At 37.1% G+C, this 21,159-nt stretch carries 17 protein-coding genes and 1 tRNA gene; 13 read left to right on the forward strand and 5 right to left on the reverse strand.

Going from position 1 to position 21,159, the window contains the following annotated elements; all coding sequences use genetic code 11:
- Positions 1-196: 196 nt before the first annotated feature.
- Positions 197-1,003: a 1-acyl-sn-glycerol-3-phosphate acyltransferase gene (locus ACFILA_RS00905; protein ID WP_273790137.1), complete on the reverse strand. Its 807-nt coding sequence runs from the start codon at positions 1,001-1,003 to the stop codon at positions 197-199.
- 129 nt (positions 1,004-1,132) lie between these two features.
- Between ACFILA_RS00905 and thiD the strand changes: the two genes are divergently transcribed.
- Positions 1,133-1,987, forward strand: coding sequence for a bifunctional hydroxymethylpyrimidine kinase/phosphomethylpyrimidine kinase (thiD, locus tag ACFILA_RS00910; protein ID WP_375659808.1), 855 nt, complete (start codon positions 1,133-1,135; stop codon positions 1,985-1,987).
- Positions 1,988-3,923: 1,936 nt separating this feature from the next.
- Here the strand turns inward: thiD and ACFILA_RS00915 are convergent.
- From ACFILA_RS00915 to ACFILA_RS00925, 3 genes are all read right to left on the reverse strand, one after another.
- Positions 3,924-4,205, reverse strand: coding sequence for an N-acetyltransferase (locus ACFILA_RS00915; protein ID WP_273790135.1), 282 nt, complete (start codon positions 4,203-4,205; stop codon positions 3,924-3,926).
- Between the two features lie 16 nt (positions 4,206-4,221).
- Positions 4,222-4,737 (reverse strand): hypothetical protein, encoded by a 516-nt coding sequence (locus ACFILA_RS00920; protein WP_375660493.1) that lies wholly within the window; start codon positions 4,735-4,737, stop codon positions 4,222-4,224.
- Positions 4,738-5,011: 274 nt separating this feature from the next.
- Positions 5,012-5,086, reverse strand: a tRNA-Gly gene (locus tag ACFILA_RS00925).
- A 186-nt stretch (positions 5,087-5,272) separates the two neighbouring features.
- Here ACFILA_RS00925 and ACFILA_RS00930 point away from each other — a divergent pair.
- The 7 genes from ACFILA_RS00930 (at position 5,273) to ACFILA_RS00960 (ending at position 13,702) form a co-directional block, all read left to right on the forward strand.
- Complete coding sequence (locus ACFILA_RS00930) at positions 5,273-6,250, forward strand: ABC transporter substrate-binding protein (protein ID WP_273790096.1); 978 nt, start codon at positions 5,273-5,275, stop codon at positions 6,248-6,250.
- A gap of 64 nt (positions 6,251-6,314) precedes the next feature.
- On the forward strand, positions 6,315-7,211 hold the full coding sequence (locus tag ACFILA_RS00935; protein ID WP_375660494.1) for an ABC transporter permease: 897 nt from the start codon (positions 6,315-6,317) through the stop codon (positions 7,209-7,211).
- Entirely contained in the window at positions 7,204-7,998 is a 795-nt protein-coding gene (locus ACFILA_RS00940) for an ABC transporter ATP-binding protein (protein ID WP_273790094.1), read from the forward strand. Before ACFILA_RS00935 ends, ACFILA_RS00940 begins: the two co-directional genes overlap by 8 nt.
- Positions 7,999-8,002: 4 nt before the next feature.
- On the forward strand, positions 8,003-9,043 hold the full coding sequence (holA, locus tag ACFILA_RS00945; RefSeq protein WP_375660495.1) for a DNA polymerase III subunit delta: 1,041 nt from the start codon (positions 8,003-8,005) through the stop codon (positions 9,041-9,043).
- 1,957 nt (positions 9,044-11,000) lie between these two features.
- Positions 11,001-11,930 carry a prephenate/arogenate dehydrogenase family protein gene (locus ACFILA_RS00950; RefSeq protein WP_273790092.1) on the forward strand — a complete coding sequence of 310 codons (930 nt, stop codon included), beginning with the start codon at positions 11,001-11,003 and terminating at the stop codon, positions 11,928-11,930.
- A 410-nt stretch (positions 11,931-12,340) separates the two neighbouring features.
- On the forward strand, positions 12,341-13,195 hold the full coding sequence (locus ACFILA_RS00955; protein ID WP_273790091.1) for a YihY/virulence factor BrkB family protein: 855 nt from the start codon (positions 12,341-12,343) through the stop codon (positions 13,193-13,195).
- A 30-nt stretch (positions 13,196-13,225) separates the two neighbouring features.
- Complete coding sequence (locus ACFILA_RS00960; protein WP_273790302.1) at positions 13,226-13,702, forward strand: YaiI/YqxD family protein; 477 nt, start codon at positions 13,226-13,228, stop codon at positions 13,700-13,702.
- A gap of 2 nt (positions 13,703-13,704) precedes the next feature.
- On the opposite strand, the gene ACFILA_RS00965 is transcribed toward ACFILA_RS00960, so the two are convergent.
- Complete coding sequence (locus tag ACFILA_RS00965; RefSeq protein WP_273790090.1) at positions 13,705-14,400, reverse strand: TlpA disulfide reductase family protein; 696 nt, start codon at positions 14,398-14,400, stop codon at positions 13,705-13,707.
- A gap of 32 nt (positions 14,401-14,432) precedes the next feature.
- On the opposite strand from ACFILA_RS00965, the gene argH reads away from it, so the two are divergent.
- From argH to ACFILA_RS00990, 5 genes are all read left to right on the forward strand, one after another.
- Positions 14,433-15,833, forward strand: a complete 1,401-nt coding sequence (gene argH / locus ACFILA_RS00970) for an argininosuccinate lyase (protein ID WP_273790089.1) — start codon at positions 14,433-14,435, stop codon at positions 15,831-15,833.
- Between the two features lie 51 nt (positions 15,834-15,884).
- A complete protein-coding gene (locus ACFILA_RS00975; protein WP_375637319.1) occupies positions 15,885-16,064 on the forward strand; it encodes an LPS translocon maturation chaperone LptM in 180 nt (59 codons plus the stop codon).
- An 8-nt stretch (positions 16,065-16,072) separates the two neighbouring features.
- Positions 16,073-17,353, forward strand: a complete 1,281-nt coding sequence (lysA, locus tag ACFILA_RS00980) for a diaminopimelate decarboxylase (RefSeq protein ID WP_375659812.1) — start codon at positions 16,073-16,075, stop codon at positions 17,351-17,353.
- A gap of 126 nt (positions 17,354-17,479) precedes the next feature.
- Positions 17,480-19,909: a TIGR02302 family protein gene (locus ACFILA_RS00985; RefSeq protein WP_375660496.1), complete on the forward strand. Its 2,430-nt coding sequence runs from the start codon at positions 17,480-17,482 to the stop codon at positions 19,907-19,909.
- A 222-nt stretch (positions 19,910-20,131) separates the two neighbouring features.
- Positions 20,132-20,902 (forward strand): class I SAM-dependent methyltransferase, encoded by a 771-nt coding sequence (locus ACFILA_RS00990; protein WP_273790085.1) that lies wholly within the window; start codon positions 20,132-20,134, stop codon positions 20,900-20,902.
- Positions 20,903-21,159 lie beyond the last annotated feature (257 nt).

Here is a 21,159-nt window from a genome sequence, read left to right on the forward strand (position 1 = left end):
AAATCAATGAGATGTATGTTATTTAAATGATTTTAAAGAGAGGAAGAATTCTTTTTCAAAAAAATTTACACATTGATTATTTCTTATCATGTACATGTGTTTTATAATTTTGAATTAGAAAGTTTGAAGTATCTTTCTTATATTTTTGTTCCCTATACTCCGCTCAATATACAAAGTGATGCATTATTCTTATCAATCAGTGCATTGTTTCATGATGATTTAGTTTTTGAAGTTTCTGAACAGCGTATGGTGGCATAGGAGGAGGGGTAGGATCTTGAGCTGCTAAGAGAAGCAGTTCATCACACGCTTTTTCAGTTTTTTGGACAAGTTGATCTAGAAAATCACGTTTGCTTAAACCAGCCTCTATCGGGGGAAGAATACGGACACGAATTGTTCCAGGATAGCGGCGAAAATTATTGCGTGGCCAATATAAACCCGCATTATGTGCAATAGGAACAACTTGAAGTCCTAATTCATTATAGAGCGCGACAATTCCTGACTTATAATCTGGTTCTTGACCGGGTTGTCGGCGTGTTCCTTCGGGAAAAATCAAGATTTGGCGCCCTTGTTTTACTTTCTCTTTTGCTTTTTGTATAATCATTTTTAAGGCTTTGATGGGTGTGGTGCGGTTAATGGGGATAATTTGCGTTTTTGCCATATACCAGCCAAACAATGGAATCCACATCAATTCACGTTTTAAAATGAGAGTGGGATCATCAAAATAGGGAACAAGACTGAAAGTTTCCCAAGCCGATTGATGCTTTGGAGCAATGATGTAGGGTCCTTTGGGAAGATTTTCTAAACCTTCAATCTCATAACTTGTGCCTGCGATGTATTTTTGCAAAAAGAGTGTAACGCGTGCCCATGTTTTAGGGACAATCCATGCCTTTTTGCGGGGCATTAAAAAATAAACGGGAGCGTAAAGAATCATTTGTATGAAAGTTGTTGTATAAAAAGCGAACGTAAAAAGAATAGAACGAAGGATAAGCACTACATTTTCCATTTTATATCTATAAGAAGACTTCATATATAATATAATTCACATGAGAAAACATCTTCTTTATATTTTTTCAAGCATCTATTTTTTCGGTAACTCATTTTCCGATATTTAAAAACAGAAGGAAAGAGGTTAATGGAATTACAAAAAGATAAACTTTTTATTCCACGGATTTTATCTATTGCGGGAACAGATCCTTCTGGTGGCGCTGGAATGCAGGCGGATTTGAAGGTTTTTTCAGCTATGAAAACTTATGGTATGAGTGTGGTTACAGCTGTTGTTGCACAAAATACTCAGGGTGTGCGTTCTTTTCAGGCATTAGATGCTTCTTTTGTTGCAGATCAAATTGATTCTGTTTTTGAGGATATCCATGTTGATGCCGTTAAAATTGGTATGGTTGCAAATGCTCAGATTGCACAGGTTATTGCAGAACGTCTTGCTTATCATAAAGCGCGTTTTATTGTTTTTGATCCGGTTATGGTTGCAAAAAGTGGTGATGTTCTTTTAAAGTCTGATGCAATTGAAATTATGCGTGATGTTCTTGTGCCGATGTCAACTTTGATCACGCCAAATTTGCCTGAAGCTGCATTGTTATTGGGATGTGAAGTGCAATGGTCTTTAGAGACTATGTATCAATATGCTCCACGACTCTTGGCGCTAGGGTGTCGTGCAGTTTTGTTAAAAGGGGGACATTTGAATACGCTTACCAGAAATAGTACAGAAAATTACGATTGTTCTAGTCCAGATCTTTATTGTGATTGTGAAAACCTTGTTATACTTGAAGCCTCTCGTCTTTCAACCACTCATGATCATGGGACAGGGTGTACCATTTCTGCTGCCATTGCAGCTCTGTTACCTACCCAACCTTTGGATTGCGCTGTTAAACAAGCAAAAGATTATTTGCATGGCGCTTTAACTGCTTCAAATGCTTTAAAAGTAGGGAAAGGGCGAGGGCCGCTTCATCATTTTTATGCATTATGGAAAGATTAATACAACAATTGATAGTGAAAAATCTTCACTCTATGAATTTGTTTCGTCATTATATGCTGTTTTGGACTTATGACTATAAGTGTTAGCGCATTGTAGCTTAACAGTTATTTTGTATTAAGAAGGATGAGAAAAAAATGTTATAATTTGTTTCTTTTATATATTTTTTACGATTAATCTATCCTGTTTCAGAGGCAATTTTGAGTATAAAAAAAGAGAGAGAAAGGAATTGTAAAATCAGGATTTGATAGAAAAAAGGATAGAGGGAAAGACCAATATTAAAGCTGGCTGATCCCACTATATTTGCTGTTTCTTATATTGGTGGCAAAACAGGATGAGCCAAAATCGTTATCAAAATTATTGAAGATATCTAACATTTACAGAGTTTTTTGTCGGTATGGATAGGGTTTTCTAAATAGAAATTGATGCTTTCTGATGGAATTATCAATGATCTTTCAGGTGATGTGGTAAATTTTTTTCGGATATTACAACGTCATTATCCTTTTTATGGAACTGCTTTATGGAATTATTGGCGTTTCAGATGAGTAGCCATGAGGAGTTTCAATATTTAATACAGCAAGATCTAGAAACTTTCACGCATTTAGAGCGGGTTTTAAGGTTTTTATATTTATAGTGATTAAATTTTAGCGAGAAGATAGTCGATCGTACAATCGGAGTTTCAATAGACCTGTAGCGTATGGTTTAATCTTTTCAAAATTGAATTTTTATTCTGTTGTTTAGCAGATGTTACCATTAAACATTTAAAATGGCCTGATTTTATTGTGCGCTATGACGGTTTCAACACCTTATGTTACCTTATCTTGATTAAAGTTATGTTCCTTATGTAAAATAGAATGCACTTATATTGTTAATTCACATGTTTATTTTAAAGAGATTTCTCTCAAGGTGTGTCACATCCATTTTATAATAATGTTCGTGAATGGTCTAAAGCCTCTATGAAGTGTATAAAACTATTATGCTTCCCATTTTTACGTTTTCAAGGTGAAAGGGGTCCCCCCCTATACTATTTTAGCTCCCAATGTTGCGATAATCTTTGGTATTTCAGAGCGTTCAGAAGAAGAGTTTTTATTCCTTTCTTCAAGTGAATTTTATCGATACGTCAATTTTGCCTGTTATGCGTGAGAAGATGATTGTGAGTGATTTTAATGTATAGAGATTTGAAATGAGATAGTCCTATGATATTTGAGACGCTTGCTCAATATGAATAATTATAAATTATCTTTATAAATCAAGTTATTAATTTATTTTTGTGTTGAAGATTATTCTGGATAAGAATTTGTTCAAGCAAGAGGATTACCAAATGATGTCAACGCTGTTTGCACAAGTACAAGGGAAAATTTCTTTTGTCTTTCAAATGATGTGCCAGAAATCCCAAAAACTTAATTTACTCTACATAATAGGGAAAACAGTTTATTTCGTGTAAAAATAATACAATTAGCGTGAGAAATTTCTGATCATCAACTGTGATATAAAAAAGAAACAATACACATAAAGGACCTTTAAATGATCTTTGAAAGTTTTTTTAAGCTCCTTTGGTTATTTTATAAAGCGAAAATTTTTTCTATTAATTAACTAACAGACTAACCATCTAACAAACTATGATGCAACTGTCGTTCTAAATATTTGCTTTCGAGTTCTTCATAATTATCAGTAACAAACAGTAGATTATTGATCATATAAAAAATTTACACTTATTCAACTTAGATTTGTGATAGATATCTTTATTTAAGACAAAGTAAGAAAATAAGAAAATTTGAGCGAGTCATTTAAAACAATTATATTTGTAATGATTTTAGCTTTTCACTATCAGTAGTAAAGGGGATTGGCCAAGCTTCCTTGGTTTTATCGATTGCTTGATCATATTTGAGCTCTGCTGAAAATAATAAATTCTTTTAGTTGATGAGCAAAAAAGAATTCATCACTCAATGACCATGTGTTTATTGGAATAAATTTTAAATTCACCAAAGTTTGTAAAGCCCAATTTTTTATAAATGCCAATTCCCTCGTGAGAGGCTTGCATACCAATAACATGACATTTCTTTCTTTTTAAATGCTCAATAGCAATTTTTGTCATGAATGACCCAACACCTCTTTTCTGAAAATCTGGATTGGTGACAATATCATACACTCCACCAACTCCATCTGCTTTAATACAAAAATATATTGCTATAGGATTGTTATTTATATAACCAACGAACATCTCTACATCAGAGTCTTTATTTATAACAACGGCCTATTGTTTCATAAAATATAACTGCTTCTTCATCAAAAGGCTCGAAGACTGATGCCATAACATTTCCATAATCTCTAAAATCTTGAAGTGATTCAACTTCCTTGATTTTGAAGTTATCCGGCATAGAAGTAACATGTGAGTCTATATTTTGCGCTAAAGCTGCCATGCCTACCTCTGTTTCAACATGCTCTAAGCTAATAGATAAGAGAACTTCATCAACTTTATAATGAGACGAATGAGGTCCAACCCACCAAGCTAAAGGTAGTTTCTGCGCATTAAAGGAAGCGATTATAGATTTTGCCTGCTCTACCGGTATAGTTTCTTGTAAATTTTTAGCAGAGATAATATTGAATGTATCTGAAGCAAATGTTGAATTAATAGAAGATACGCCATTTGAAAAATCAACAACCTTCATTTTGGGGCACAATTTTGGTAAAAAACGTACTTTTGAACAAAAATTATTCTCTAATGATAAGTCAATTTTTGATTTGTTTAACATTTGTTTTTCTTGTTATTGTTCATCATTTCTAATTAATTTTTATACGGGGGCTGTAAAAAAATCCGTCTAAGTTAAAAATTATTATCTTAGATCTAAGCCCCAATCCAATAGATGCTTCACAAGAAATTACGAATCTTAGAAAAACTTTGAAAAAAGTAAATTGATACAAAACCGAGTGGAAAAATATACAAAACCTGCTGGCAAGCTACATACAGCTACAACAACCGATGACAAGCTATAACTCCATACAAGAACGAATAAATACAAAATTCAATGGAGCGGGCGATGGGATTCGAACCCACGACCCCAACCTTGGCAAGGTTGTGCTCTACCCCTGAGCTACACCCGCTTACCGATTCGATATATGTCTTGTCTGTATGGCGTAGGCTTCTACGAATTGCAACAAAAAAATATCATTTTAGTTTGATTTATTTTGTCCATGTTTAAATAAAATGAAATAAAGATTGATTTTAGAAAATTCTTCAGTAATAAATTATTCCTTTTTTAATTTTTGCATGGAGAGGGGTGGAATATAATGTTGAAGAGAATAAATATATTAGGGATTATCATTGCAACTGTTTTTATGATGAACAGTGTTGCAAAGGCCGATGACCAAGTTAAACACGTTAAAGTTGCAATAACGCAAATTATGGTCCATCCTGCTGCGGATGCTGTTCGTAAAGGTGTGGAAGATGTGCTTGCAGCAAATGGTTATAAGCAAGGTGAAAATTTTCAACTTACCTTTTTATCAGCGCAGGGTAATATTTCAACAGCAACGCAAATTGCACGTAAATTTGTTGGTGATAAACCCGATGTTATTGTAGCAATTACCACGCCTTCAGCACAAACGATGCTTGCGGCAACAAAAACAATTCCTATCGTCTTTGCAGCGATTTCTGATCCTATCGGAGCTAAAATCGTTTCTTCACTTACCAAACCTGGCGGTAATATGACGGGGAGTTCTGATCGTATAGATGTTGCAGAAAGTGTTAGACTTTTACAAGAAGTAAAACCAGATTTGAAAAAAATTGGTTATCTTTATAATGCTTCTGAGGCAAATTCTGTTTCGACACTTAAAACGTTAAAGGATGTAGCAAAAAAAGCTGGAATTGAAATTATTCCCTCATCGGCACCAAAGCCTTCAGATGTGCAGGCAGCAACACGCGCTTTAATCGGTAAGGTCGATATTATTTTTGTTCCTGCTGATAATACGATTTTATCTGTTTTAGAAGGTGCAATAAAGGTCTCAGAGGAAGCCAATATGCCTGTATTTACTGTTGATGCTAATACTATCGGGCGCGGGCCTTTTATGACGCAAGGTGTGAATTTCTATGATGTAGGGGTTGATGCTGGAAAATTGGTCGTGCGTATTCTAAAGGGTGAAAAACCTGGTGATATTGATGTTGTACAGGCAGCTAATAATGACATTCGAATTGATTTGAAAGCAGCCCAAAAAGCAGGGATTGTTATTCCGCAGGCAGTTATTGACCGTGCAACAAAAGTGATTCAATAACTTTTATTGATCAAAGTGTTGATCCTATAAAAATACGTTAAGTTTTCATGGAGATTGTTTTTACATGAATATATTTGCGTTTTCTGGTGCTGTGGAATTAGGCCTTATTTATGCGTTTGTTGCTATAGGGGTTTATCTTTCATTTCGGGTTTTAGATTTTCCTGATTTAACAGTTGATGGATCGTTTCTTCTTGGTTCCTGTGTCTGTGGTGTTTTGATTCTCTTGGGTTTCAATGCATGGACAGCTATGGCATGTGCTTTTTGTGCAGGTATGGTGGCTGGTTTATTAACGGCTATGTTGAATTTGCGTTTTGGCATTTTGAATCTTTTAGCTTCTATTTTAACAATGTCGGCACTTTATACGGTTAATCTTCGTATTATGGGAATTATGGGAGGGTCTAATGTTAATTTAGCTCTTGCTGATACGGCGTTAACGCCCTTTTATAATCTGTTTGGTTTGTCTGATATTTTTGTGCGCCCTCTTTTCATTGGTATTGTGTTGCTCGTTATGGCGTTTTTGATTTGGCGCTTTTTGGAAAGTGAAATTGGTCTTGCTATGCGTGCAATGGGAGCTAATCCACGCATGGCGACGGCGCAAGGTGTTCATACATCAGCATTGATATATTTTGGAATGGGGCTTTCCAATGCGTGTGTGGCACTTGGTGGTTCTCTTTATATTCAAACTGCGATTGCAACAGATATTACCGGTGGAATTGGAACAATTGTTTTTGGATTGGCAGCCGTGATTATCGGTGAAACTCTCTTTCGTACGCGCAATATTTTTTGGATTATAATCAGCTGTATTGTAGGGTCTGTGCTTTATCGTGTGGCGGTGCAATTTGCATTTGAAGCAAATGGAATTGGTATTGATACGTCGACAGATCTTCAGTTGATTACTTCACTGTTGGTTATTTTAACCCTTATTGTGCCACGCTATTGGAGGAGGCGTAAACGTGATTGAATTTTTTCATGTTGGGGTCACATTTAAACCGCAAACACCTTTGGAAAAACAGGCTTTAATTGATATTAACCTGAAAATTGATCAGGGTAGTTTTGTTACGGTTATTGGTTCAAATGGTGCTGGTAAATCAACTTTGCTCAGTGTTTTAGCGGGTGCAACGCTTCCTTCAACAGGGAAAGTGGTTATCAATGGACAAAATGTTTCTAGGCAATCAGTCAGTGAACGCGCTGGAAAAATTGCTTGTGTTTTTCAAGATTCGTTAGAGGGAAGTTGTGGTTCTTTAACAATTGAAGAAAATTTGGCTCTTGCTGCTCTTCGAGGAAGTCGTCGTGGTTTGCGTGCAGCTTTAAATTATGAGAAACGGCAATTTTTTCGAGAGAAAATTGCTCAATTAGGCATTGGTCTTGAAGCATATATTCATAATCCTATGGATAGTTTATCAGGTGGGCAACGCCAAGCAGTTTGTCTTGTGATGGCAACGTTAGCACATGCGGATGTTTTATTGCTTGATGAACATACCTCAGCACTTGATCCTGGAATGGCTGATTTTGTGATGCGGTTGACTGAAAAAATCGTTGAAGAGAAAAAATTAACGACTATCATGGTGACTCATTCTATGCGTCAGGCTCTTGATTATGGCGATCGCACCTTGATGTTGCATGGTGGAAAAGTGATTTTGGATGTCTGTCATGAAGAGCGTAAGGGCTTGAATGTCAATGATTTAATTGGCATGTTTCAGAAAGTTCGTGGGGAAGTTCTTGATGATGATGAACTGTTAATGGATTAATAGTGTGGCTCAGAAAAAAGCACATGAAGTTGATCAGTTTCTAATGCGTTTTTCACGTGCTTTTCCTATTGTTCTCATTTATGGGCCAGATCGTGGTCTTGTTTGTGAGCGTGCACAATGTTTTGCAAAACTTACACGGGTAGCAATAGAAGATCCATTTTCGACAATTCGTTTGGATGCTGCTGAAATTGATAAAGATCCTGCGCGTTTGGAAAATGAAGCGCGTACGTTATCGCTTTTTGGGGGAGATCGTTTGATATGGATCTCTAATGCTGCTAACCAAAAAGGTTTTCTTGCTGCTTTAAAACTTTTAATTGAGAAGCCACCAGAAGCTTGTTTTATTCTCATTGAGGCAGGGGATTTAAAAAAAGGAACAGGGTTGCGCAATGCTGTTGAAACGGCATCAAAAGCGATGGCTTTGCCCTGTTTTGCCGATGATATGCGTTCTCTTGACGGGTTGATTGATGAGGTTTTAGGACAGTTTAAGAAGACTCTTTCTTTAGATGCACGTAGATGGTTGCATGAAAGTTTAGGGGCGGATCGCCTTGTATCACGAGGTGAATTAGAAAAGCTTTGTCTTTACGCTGCAAATGCTCACGTTACTCTTGAAGATGTGAAAGCTGTTGTAAGCGATGTCAGTGCTCTTTCTCAAGATGAAGTCATTGATGCTCTTTTATTGGGCGATATATCAGGCTTTGAAGCGCATTTTAACCGACATGCAGCAGTGCATGGGGCACTTTTTTTAATTTTGAGTACAGCTCAAAGGCATTTTCAGCAATTACAGCTATTGCGTTATCAGGTAGAGGTTGAAGGAAAATCGCCTTTTACGGTGGTTTCTGAAGCTCGTCCTCCCATTTTTTTTCAACGGAAAAAGATCGTTGAACAAGCTTTAAAATATTGGAAATTAGAACAAATTTCTTATGCAATGGAAAGAATTCAGAGTGCTGTTTTAGACAGTCGTAAAAATCCACTTTTGGGCGAAGCTATCATTCGTCAAGTTTTGTTAGGGCTTACAATTATTGCACGACGCCAGATGGCAGCTTAACAGCCTAGAAATATAATGATTTTTTATTTTTGGTATACCACAGAGGCATTTTCAGCAATTAAAACTATTATGCTATCAAGTAGAGGTTGGTGGAACTTGTATTTTTGAGGATGCATTTTAGGAGCTTGAAAGCTTGATAGAAATTTTTCTTCAAAAGAAATAGTTTATTTTCAAAAGGCCATTTTGAAACAGTTTTATTATTTTGTTGTATCGTAAAGTACTGTTTTTTAGAGTAGTGATACGAGGCTCATATCAAATTTTATGTATTCGATGTTTTTTTGTGTGGATATTTGGTGAATATTAGGTTGGTTCATAGAGTCTTAATGGAGTAACACCCCCATGTAAAACAGAGTATCTCAAACAACAGAAGACACTTGTATGGTAGATTCATACGCTTTCTTAGAAATATTTTTTAATGCGCGTCATATCTATTTCGAGGCGGTGTTTATGAATGGTGTAGAAGTAAAGTTCCTTGTGAAGAATATAAAACCCATAGAGCAACTCTATCTTTACGCTTAATAAAAGTGCAAGTCGACACTCATTATATACTTTGCTAGCCTCTAATGTTGCTACAGTTTTTAGCATTAGAAAGCGTTTTTCATCATTTTTTCTCACATGTCTTCTTGTGACGTGTAGACAAGAGATTTTAATTGATAAGAGGGTTTGTGATGGAAGAATTTTACAGTATTCGAAGTTATGATTCAAATTGAAAAAAATTATTATTTTTATAAATCAATATACTATAGATTAATTGAATCACATAAAATAGTGAGCCAGAGGAATCTTTTAGACAAGAAAATGAACGGTGTGCAGATCTGTATGAATTAAGAATCTTCGTGGGATGAGGAGAAGGTCAAAATAGATTATGATGAAAACGACAGCACCTATGGGGAAACTTTTATGTTTGATACAGAGATGATTATCTTAGCAATGAATGTGTCTCATAAACAAAGCTAGCCATTGGTTTATTATTAATAATTTATTATTTTTTATATTGAATCAATCAGAACAATGTCTTTTACACGTCATAAGTGGGGGCGTGTGGATAAAAACTGTGCAAGAAAGCACTAAAAATGCCTCTTATGAATGCTCTCAAATTCCAAGGTTTTTTGCAACATTGGGGGTAGGAAAATATAATAATAGTGTTTTATTAAGTGTAAAGAGGGTCGTGCTTAATGGATTTATAGTTATAACATTTACGAACATTGTCGTGAGATAGGCTGGGGAGCGAGATGCCTTTTTAAAACAAACGCATGAATTTGTAATCCAAATCTATTCTATTTAGGGCGTTCTATTTTACGCGAGGGGTGTGATTCCATTAAAGGGATGTTCAGTGTTTTTGTTATCAAACTTTTTCTTTATTGAGAGGGCGTGTTTTTCTCATATTTATTTGATTTATGGTATCCGGAATCGGGAGAGGAAAATGTTTTAAATGGTATCTTTTGGTATGCGTTGTTTTACGGTGTTTTCAATATTCGCGAAACTTATGTTGATGTTGTAGGTGGAGGCGTAATACGTTTTTATATAGGTCTAATGTACAAATTAATGAACGTATCGGGATAATTGGAGAAGAGTTAGTGTCCGCTTACGCTTTTGATGTGTTTTTTTGTGAGTAAATTAGTAAGATAAAGTAAACTGATGGGATTTTATGTAGAGTCGTTGTTATCCTAATTGAGAGTGCATTTTATTTTGTTTCGGTGATGCGCTTTGATCAGTAATTAAGAGGGAGTTTTAGAGCGTGATGTTAGATTTCTCGTCATTTATTTTTTATGTGTTTTCTAGGTAAATTGATCTGTTGTCAGCTTGCGCAGGTGATAATTGGTAAACTGCGTTATTCTTTATTCCCTAGTTGTCATTTTTTAATGTTTTACGCATAACTCTTGAACAAACAAACAAGAAAATTGTGATTTTACAATTGTCTTTATTGCCATTTGCAAAGAATCTTTGAAGGTGAAAGATGCTCCATATTCAGTTTGAAAAAATAGCACTCATTGGGATCGGTCTGATTGGGTCTTCTTTAGCAAGAGTGATTAAAAAGAAAAATCTTGCGGCTCAGATTTCTATTGCAACACGTCGTCCAGAAACCCTGAAAAGAGCGCGTGAATTGGAGCTTGGGGATTTTTATACGACAGATAATGCAAAAGCTGTTGAAGGAGCAGATTTGGTTATTCTTTCTGTTCCTGTTGGAGCTAGTGCAGAAGTGGCAAAAACTATTCGTGATCATTTAAAACTTGGAGCGATTGTGAGTGATGTTGGTTCTACGAAAGCGTTGGTTATTGCGGAAATGGCACCTTTATTGCCAAAAACGGTTCATTTTATTCCAGGGCATCCAATTGCTGGAACGGAATATTCAGGACCGGATGCTGGTTTTGCTGATTTATTTATGAATCGTTGGTGTATTTTAACGCCTTTTGCGGATAGCGATGCTACTGCTGTCGCACAATTAACAGCGTTTTGGGAAGCTTGTGGTGCGCGTGTCGAAAAGATGGAACCTAAGCATCATGATCTTGTTTTGGCTATTGTTTCACATTTACCCCATTTGATTGCGTATAATACTGTTGGGACAGCGAGTGATTTAGAAAAAGTAACAAATTCGGAAGTGATTGCTTATTCCGCTTCCGGTTTTCGTGATTTTACGCGTTTAGCATCTTCTGATCCCGTTATGTGGCGAGATATTTGTTTGCATAATAAGGATGCTATTTTAGAAATGTTGAGCCGTTTTAGTGAGGGGCTTGCTTTTTTAGAACGGGCAATTCATTTAGGAGATGGTGAGACACTGTTTAACTTTTTTACACGTACGCGTGCTGTACGTCGCAATATTATTGATGCTGGACAGGAAATTGATGCTCCTGATTTTGGACGTCAGAGTGTTTCTAAAAAAGGGTGAATAAAAGCAAGGGGGTTTTGTTGAATTTCGTTGGTTTTTTCTAGAAATCGATAAGAAGTTTTTTCTTTATTCAGTCATAGATTGCAATAAAAAGGAGGGGCGATTGCTCCGATACAGATAATCATGACTTCAAAAGGTTTTATGTGTGCACGATCATCTTGCTTAGCTCTCTATAGGGCATATGATGTACAGAAGAGGTTACTGATCTGTAGAAGTAACAAAAAAATGAGGTCGTTGTAGAACTTCATAGAGTGGGTTATTGTTTTTGTTTTGGTATAAAGTCGGGCTTGACCGTATTGATTATTGACCTTTATATTGCAACATTGCAAAATGTTTATTTGCAGAGTTTTGATGATTTTTATAAAACTTGAAATAGACTGAGGAAGAGTTTTACCAGAAAGTATTGAGTTTTGTTAAAAAATATCTTTTGGTATAGCTATCGTATTTTGGGTGACGCAGTAAGTCATTATTGGCGTGATAATGGGAGTGCTTTTGCAAGCCATGTTGCGCTATCGGGGCTTTTAGCATTTTTCCCTTTTTTTATTTTTGGAACATCGTTTGCTCGTTTTCTAGGGGCTTTTACCTATACACCGCAAAAAATTAAAGCACTGGTGCAGTTATTGCCTGATGTTATTGCAGAGCCTTTATCTCAGGAAATTGTCAATGTTTTAACCATTCATAGAGGAGGTGTGTTGACGCTTTCTGTCATTGGAGCGGCTTATTTTGCTTCTAATGGGATAGAGGCTTTGCGTACGGCTTTAAATAAAGCTTACCGTGTTACTGATCGACGGAGTTTGTTATTTTGTCGTTTTCAAAGCCTGTTTTTTGTAATCCTTGGAGCTGTTGGTCTTGTTGTGATTAGTTTTTTATTGATTCTGGCGCCTTTGTTGATCAAAATTATGCAAAATCATTCTTTTTTTATGACTGAATATATTGCTGTTATTCGTGTATGGCGTTATACAGTTGCAATCGTTATTTTGTTTATCAGTCTTTTGATTGTTCATAAATGGCTTCCAGCAGGGCGGCGGAAAATTATAGATATTTTACCAGGAATAGTGGTGACAATGTTTATATGGTTTATGGCTTCTATCGCTTTTGCGCAATATTTAACGATGTTTGATTATATTTCTACCTATGCAGGGTTGGCATCTATTATGGTTGCTATTATTTTTCTCTACATATTGAGTGCAATTTTTATTTTGGGAGGAGAAATAAACGCGGCGATAATGTTTTATCGCAAGGATTTGCAACATTCAGATGAATGAAAGAGCTTATTATTGCTTGAAAGCCAAGGTATGAATATCCCAATAAAGCCTGCTATCACTTTGTTGATTGATGCGGATGCTTGTCCTGTAAAAGATGAAGTTTATCGTGTGATGAATCGTTATCAGCTTAAGACATTTGTTGTGGCAAATCGTTCTTTGTCCCTTCCAGATGAAGCACTCATTGAAAGAGTGGTCGTTGCTGGTGAATTCAATGGTGCTGATGATTGGATTGTAGAACATGTGCATGAGGCAAGTATCGTTATTACCAGTGATATTCCTTTAGCAGCACGGGTTGTGCAAGCTGGGGGTTTTTGTCTTTCGCCAACGGGGCGTATTTTTGATGTAAATTCAATTGGTCAGGCTTTGGCGATGCGCAATTTGATGGAAGATTTGCGTGGACAGGGCAGTATAATAGGTGGTCCCCGTCCTTTTTCTCGTAAAGACCGTTCTGCTTTTTTGTCAGCACTGGATCTTGTTATACAACGTTTAAAAAGACGCGGTTATTAAAGTTATAGGGCTTCTTTAATGACTGCTTTTATAAGTGCTTTGGCATCGTCATTGGCCCATGGAGCTGCACCATTGAAAGAAGCAATGAGATATCCCTCTTTATCAATGAGCAATGTAATGGGGAGTCCTAAAGCGAGCCCCTGTTTTCTAACATTGTTGAAAATATCCATTGTTTCATCGCGATAGTAAAGTAAATTATCTGAATGAATATTCTGTAAAAATTGCTGAATTTTTTCAGGAGAAGCAGTTTTATCGATATTAATAGCTATGACATCAAAGTTTTCTCCACCTAATTCACGTTTTAATTGCGCAAGTTCAGGCATTTCTGTGCGGCAAGGTGCACACCAAATAGCCCATAGATTGACCAGCATTGGTTTTCCAGTAAATTCGCTGAGTGTGTGCTCTTTTCCTAGAATATCCTTGAAAGAGAGTTTATTCATATCTGAGGGTGTATCAGCAAATCGTATGTGGCTAAAAAAGCCTTTTGCTGCTTTTCGTATCGCCATCATTTTTTCTGCTCGTGCTTTATTAATGTTTATTTCTTGTGCTTGTGCTGCTGAAATGAAATTGAAAAGAAAAAACTCTCTTTTGGTATCGTAGTTTATGGTTGCGTATAAACTCAATGCAATGATAAAGAATGCAAGGGAAAGTTGCCTTTTTTTATTGTTTTTTTTGCTGATGAAAATTTGAAAAATCATAATTTTGTCCTTTGGATGGGTGTTTTCAGAATATGACAGATGAGAAGTTAAAGAACCAAATGTGGGGTGGTCGGTTTGCGGCAGGCCCTGCTGCAATTATGGAAGAAATTAATGCTTCTATTGATTTTGATCAAAAACTTTATCGACAAGATATTGAAGGTTCTCTTTCTCATGCAGCTATGTTAGCGCAAACGAAAATCATTTCACAATCAGATTATGAAAAAATTGTTCATGGTTTGAAACTTATTCGCCAAGAAATTGAAGACGGTAAATTTGTTTTTTCACGAAAGCTTGAAGATATTCATATGAATATTGAAGCGCGGCTGAGCGAATTGATAGGTCCTGTAGCTGGGCGTTTGCATACGGCGCGTTCACGCAATGATCAAGTTGCTGTTGATTTTCGCTTGTGGGTACGTGAAGCAACGCAAAAGATAGCACAAGCTTTAAAAGGATTGATAGAGCAATTACTTATTCGCGCAGAACAACATGTTGATACCTTTATGCCAGGCTTTACGCATTTACAATTGGCTCAACCCGTAACATTGGGTCATTATATGATGGCTTATGTTGAAATGTTTGGTCGAGATTTATCGCGGATGCGTGATGCTCTTGAGCGAATGAATGAATCGCCTTTAGGAGCGGCTGCTTTAGCGGGGACAGGCTTTCCAATTGACCGTTTTATGACAGCAAAAGCGCTAGGCTTTCGCGAACCTACACGCAATTCAATTGATAGTGTTTCAGATCGTGACTTTGCATTGGAATTTTTAAGCGCTGGCGCTCTTTGTGCAACACATCTTTCACGTTTAGCAGAAGAAATAATTCTTTGGTCAAGTGAACAGTTTTGTTTTATTCATTTATCAGATGCTTTTTCAACGGGTTCGTCTATTATGCCACAAAAGAGAAATCCTGATGCGGCAGAGTTAGTACGAGCGAAAGCAGGTCGATTGAATGGTGCGCTTATGGGATTGTTAACGGTGATGAAAGGATTACCGCTTGCTTATTCAAAGGATATGCAAGAAGATAAAGAATATGTGTTTGATGGGGCTTTGAGTTTGGAATTATCACTAGCAGCAATGACAGGGATGATTGCTGATTTGAAAGTGAATAAAAAAGCCATGAAACAAGCAGCGGATTTAGGGTATGCAACAGCTACAGATTTTGCTGATTGGCTTGTACGCGAATCAGAGATTCCTTTTCGCGAAGCACATCACATCACAGGGTGTGCTGTGGCATTGGCAGAAAAAAAACAGTGTCGCCTCCATGATTTATCATTAGATGAACTTCAAGCAATTTGTCCTGATATCAATGCGACACTTTTTGATGTTTTGACCGTTGAAAAATCTGTTGAAAGTCGCAAAAGCTTTGGGGGAACAGCGCCTTCAGAGGTTTTTCGGCAAATTGCGTATTGGAAAAAGCGTCTCGTGAGCGCTTGAGTGATTGTATTTTAAAGGTAAAAAAGAGATCGAGATGAGGAAAGAGGACAGATGAAAATTATATTAAAGGGGGTGATGATTGTCCTTTTTGGGGGCTTGGGTATCGTTGGGTGTGGGCGTAAAGGGTCATTAGAGTTACCTCCTTCAACAGGAGTGAATTCTTCACAAGGAACTTTTGTTCCTCAAGGAAAAACAGATAAACCTTTTATTCTTGATAGGTTGATACAATAGGGATTTTTATGCGTTTTTTTTCTTATCATCAAGGTGTGCTCCACGCTGAAGGTCTTTCGCTTTTGGAACTTGCGCGGAAAGTTGAAACACCTTTTTATTGTTATTCAGCTAGCGCAATCGTTGCACATTTTAAAGATTATCAGAATGCATTTCATGATATGCCGAGTTTAATTGCTTATGCGGTTAAAGCGAATTCCAATCAAGCGGTTTTACAACTTTTAGCTAACAATGGAGCGGGAGCTGATGTGGTCTCAGAAGGGGAATTACGGCGTGCACTTGCTGTTGGTATTCCTGCGCAGAATATTGTTTATTCTGGTGTTGGTAAAACAGTGAAAGAAATAGATTTTGCTCTTGCACAAGATATTTATTGTTTTAACGTTGAATCAGAGCCAGAACTTGAACAATTATCGGCGCGGGCTGCTGCGCTTTCAAAAACGGCTCGTATTTCTTTACGTATTAATCCTGATGTGGATGCTAAGACTCACAAGAAAATTACAACAGGTAAGTCTGAGAATAAATTTGGTATTCCACTGTCTTTGGCGGGTGATGCATATAAAAAAGCAGCCCAATTGCCCGGTCTTCATGTGTGTGGTGTTGATCTCCATATTGGCAGTCAAATTTGTGATTTAAAACCGTTTGAAGATGCATTTGTTATTGTTGCAGATTTTGTGCGTCAATTATGGAATAATGGTTATGCGATAACCCATATCGATATTGGGGGCGGGCTTGGTATTTCTTATGGTTATGAGCAGCATCCAGTACCTTCTCCTTTTGAGTATGCAGCACTGGTAAAGAAACATATTGCGCCTTTAGGGATCAATATTATCTTAGAACCTGGGCGTAGTATTGTTGGTGAGGCTGGTGTGTTGGTGACATCGGTTGTGTATTTAAAAAAGGGGGAAGGACGAAATTTTGTTATTGTTGATGCGGCGATGAATGACTTCATGCGTCCAACGCTTTATGATGCGTGGCAAAATGTAATGCCAGTGAAAAAAACACCAGTAGATGCCCCTCTGATTAATGCTGATATTGTTGGTCCCATTTGTGAAACTGGTGATTATTTAGGCTTGGAACGTTCTTTACCAGTGTTGAAAGCGGGTGATGTTTTGATGTTAACAGGAGCAGGGGCTTATGGCGCAGTGATGGCAAGCACTTATAATAGTCGACTTTTGGTGCCGGAAGTTTTGGTTCAGGATACACGTTATGCAGTCATTCGTCCACGCCTTGATTATGCACAATTGATAGGCTGTGATCATATTCCAGATTGGATTGAGCCCAAATTAGATTGAGCATTATTAAATATTTTGGGTCTTATTTTTACTAAACTTTGATGAAACAATTTATTTTCTAGAAATTGTTTTGTATGGGGTTTATGATCTTAATGCACCACGATAAAAGGGGATAAATGCTTGTTTATGAAAAATAAAAACATCAAAGGTTTTGCAATGAAGCTTTTGTGTGTGCGCATTTTGATGTGGGGGATCCTTTCATTTGAACGGATGTGGGTACGGTTGTTGCCATTTTTCCTCGTTCTTAGTCTCTTTTGTTCGTTTAGCTGGTTGGGACTTTTTGGCATTTTGGGCTATTGGTCACATTTGCTCTTACTTGGGGTTATACTTGTTTGTGCTGGGGCAAGTTTGTTTTTTCTTATTCGTTTTCGGTTTCCCACAATGCGGGAAGTAAATTGCCGCCTTGAACGCGTCAATGATCTTAGACACCAGCCTTTGAATATTCAGACAGATCGTTTATGTTCTGAAAATGATGAAGATTTTAGTGCTGTTATTTGGCGTGAACATCAACGCCGAATGGCAAAGCAATTATACCATTTAAAAACTGGATTTATCTCTCTTAATAGTGCGGATTATGATCCTTTGGCTTTGAGGGCTTTGTGTGCTCTTCTTTTTGTGTGCGCTTTTAGTTTTTCTTTTGGTTCACAAGGGGGGCGTTTGGCTGATGCCTTTGATTTTCGTCCTGTCGTTGATGAAAAACTCATGCGGATTGATGCTTGGGTAACACCCCCAGCTTATACCGGTGTGGCACCGATTTATTTGACAAAAGATGAGAAAACACAACTAGAAATCCCTGAAGGGAGTAATGTTGTTGTGCGTGTTGTCAATGGAGCTGGTATTACAGTAAAAGCAAAGTCTGTAGAAGATGGGAGGGAAGTTTCGTTTTCAGAGAAAACGGAACAAACAGCTTTGAATGATCCAATCGTTCATTTTGAAACACATTTAAAGCATTCAATAAATTTATTTGTATCATCACGTCGTAAAAAACAGCAGTGGCATTTGCAGATAATTAAGGACAAGCTTCCGACAATTCATTGGCTGGAAAAACCAGGGAGGATTTTAACGGGATCGTTGGAGTTACGATATGTGGTGGATGATGATTATGGTGTGACAAAGGCTTTTGTTGAAATAGAGCCTTTTCTTCCTCAGAATAAAAGTGCTTCTTCTCTTTATAATGCTCCGGAAATAGAGCTTCTTCTTCCGCGTGGTGGAAAGGGGAAAATGCGAATGGTGCAGGATATATCAGCGCATCCATGGGCAGGTTCGCAAGTCAAAATTACTTTGGTGGCAGAAGATGGTGCGGGGCAGAAAGGGCGTAGCAAAACTTTTGTTATGATATTACCACAGCGTGTTTTTTCGAATCCTGTTGCACGCGCAGTGGTTGAATTGCGTCGTTTATTAGCTCTTGATGCTTCTGTGAAAGAGCGTGTATTGGATATGCTTTCTGCTTTGCTTGTGCGTCCAGAAAAGGGGTTGCAAAATGCATCGCATTTTATTGTTCTACAAAGTGCGTGGACAAGACTTTCTTTAGCACAAACAGACGAGGATTTGCGCGATGTGGTGGATTATTTATGGCAAATTGCTTTGGGTATTGAAGATAATCAGCTTGAATCCGTGCAAAAAAAGTTAAAACAAGCACAAGCTGCTTTACGTGATGCACTGCGTTACGGTGCTTCAGCGGCAGAAATTGAACGGCTTATGGCAGATTTACGTCAAGCTATGGATGAGTATATTCGTGCTTTGGCTGAAAAAGCACCGGATAGTCAAGTTTCTAAAAATTCTAAAAGCTCAAAAAGTCCTAATCTTTCTGAATCTACATTACAAGAAAAACTAAATTTAATTGAGGAAATGGCTAAAACGGGCTCTTCTTTAGCAGCTGAACAACTCTTGGCGGAAGTTGAACAGACGCTTGATCATTTGCATGTGCAAAAAGGCAATCAAAATGAGGGAGAAAAAAGCCAATCTGTACAAATGAAAGAAAAGATGGACCAGCTTGGAGATTTAATGCGTCGTCAGCAAGAAATTCTCAATGAAACACATCAGTTAGAGATGGAACAAAAACGCGGAGAAGATGTGCCAGAAACACAAAAAAAATCTTTAAAAAAACGTCAAGCTGAATTGCAGTCTGAATTATCAACATTAGAAAAAGAATTATCAGAACAAGGATTTGAAACAGGGGGCGCGTTGAAAAGGGCAGAAGAAAAAATGAATTCTGCGGAAAATGCTCTTGATAATGGAAATCATCAGGTATCTATACAAAATCAGTCTGATGCTTTGGAATCTTTGAGGCAAGGTGCACAAAATGTTTTGAAAAAAATGCGCGAAACACTCAAAGAAACGGGAGATGATCAAAATGCTGATTCTGGTCCTAAAGATCCGTTAGGACGTCCACTTTCTTCAAAAACAGATGAAAAACAAGAAGGTGAGGCACTACCACAAGAAAGTGATCAAATGCGTACGCGGCAGATTTTGGATGAAATTCGCAAACGTCTTGGTAAAGAGCATCTTTCAGAAGAAGAAAAAAACTATCTTGAAAGATTGCTTCATTTTAATTAACCAGTGTTGGCTTTTTTCTTAATTGATGTCAAAAACAGTGTATGAAGAACCTCTATGGAGTTCATCTCCCAAAAAATGATTAAAGTGCTTGTAAGGCAATAATTATCCTGCTGTACTGATTTTTTGATCATTTAAGTTTAAAATATGAAATATTAAAATGTTCGCTATTGCGGAAAAAGAGCAGAAGTCCATATAAGTTTGGTATATGAAAATCTGTAATGTTTGAAATTTGTTTCTACATGGTATGTTGAGTTGGATATCGTTACGCTGAAAGATTTTTATGCTTCTGCACTTGGGCTGCGTGTGCAAAAGACGCTGTGTGACCAATTGAATTTATGGTGGCCTGATCTTACGGATAAACGGATTATGGGGTTGGGTTATGCGCTTCCTTATCTTTCTACATTGCGTGAACGTGCCCAACAATGTTTTGCTTTTATGCCAGCTTCTCAGGGTGCTTCGCCTTGGCCTTGTGCTGAGCAAGTTGCTACAGCGCTTGTTTTTGAAGAAGATTTGCCACTTCCTGATGCGTCAGTTGACTGTATTTTATTGGTACATGCATTAGAATATACAGAAAATTCGTTTGAAACGTTGAATGAAATATGGCGTGTTTTAGCACCCAATGGCCACTTGATCGTTATTGTACCTAATCGCTCTGGCTTTTGGGCGCGCAATATTACTACGCCCTTTGGTTATGGCGAACCCTATAGTCGGCAACAAATTACTCGTTTGTTTGAAAAAACAAATTTTGTTTCTGGGCCAATACAAGAAATTGTACATTATATGCCCTCTACGGGTTATGTTTCGCGGTTGTTCTCATTTTTTTATGAGCCATTTGCACGCTATCTTTTGCCTTATTTTGGTGGACTCTTAATGTGTCAGGCACAAAAACGTGTTTATCAGGGTTTGCTCGTACAGCGTCGTCAGTCGCGACGTATTTTTATTCCTGCGTTATCACCACAAGTGCGAAATATTTTAATTTATAAAGATAATTAATCATTTTGCCTTTGGCATAAGAACCGCAAATATAGAAGGATTCTCTTATTTCAATTTTTTGCATTTACAATTAAAAAATATTCTTTTGTACATTATATGTGGAATTGGCATGTGAATAAAAAATCTCAAGTATCTATATACTGAACCATATTTCATGAATAGTGGAAACATTTTAAAAGAAAAAATGCTGGTATCTTCGTAAGCATAAAAATAGCAGAGTCCAAGGGATCTTGCATAATATGGTTCATGGTGGTTAA

Source organism: Bartonella sp. CL71SXKL (assembly GCF_042194935.1).
Lineage (GTDB): Bacteria > Pseudomonadota > Alphaproteobacteria > Rhizobiales > Rhizobiaceae > Bartonella.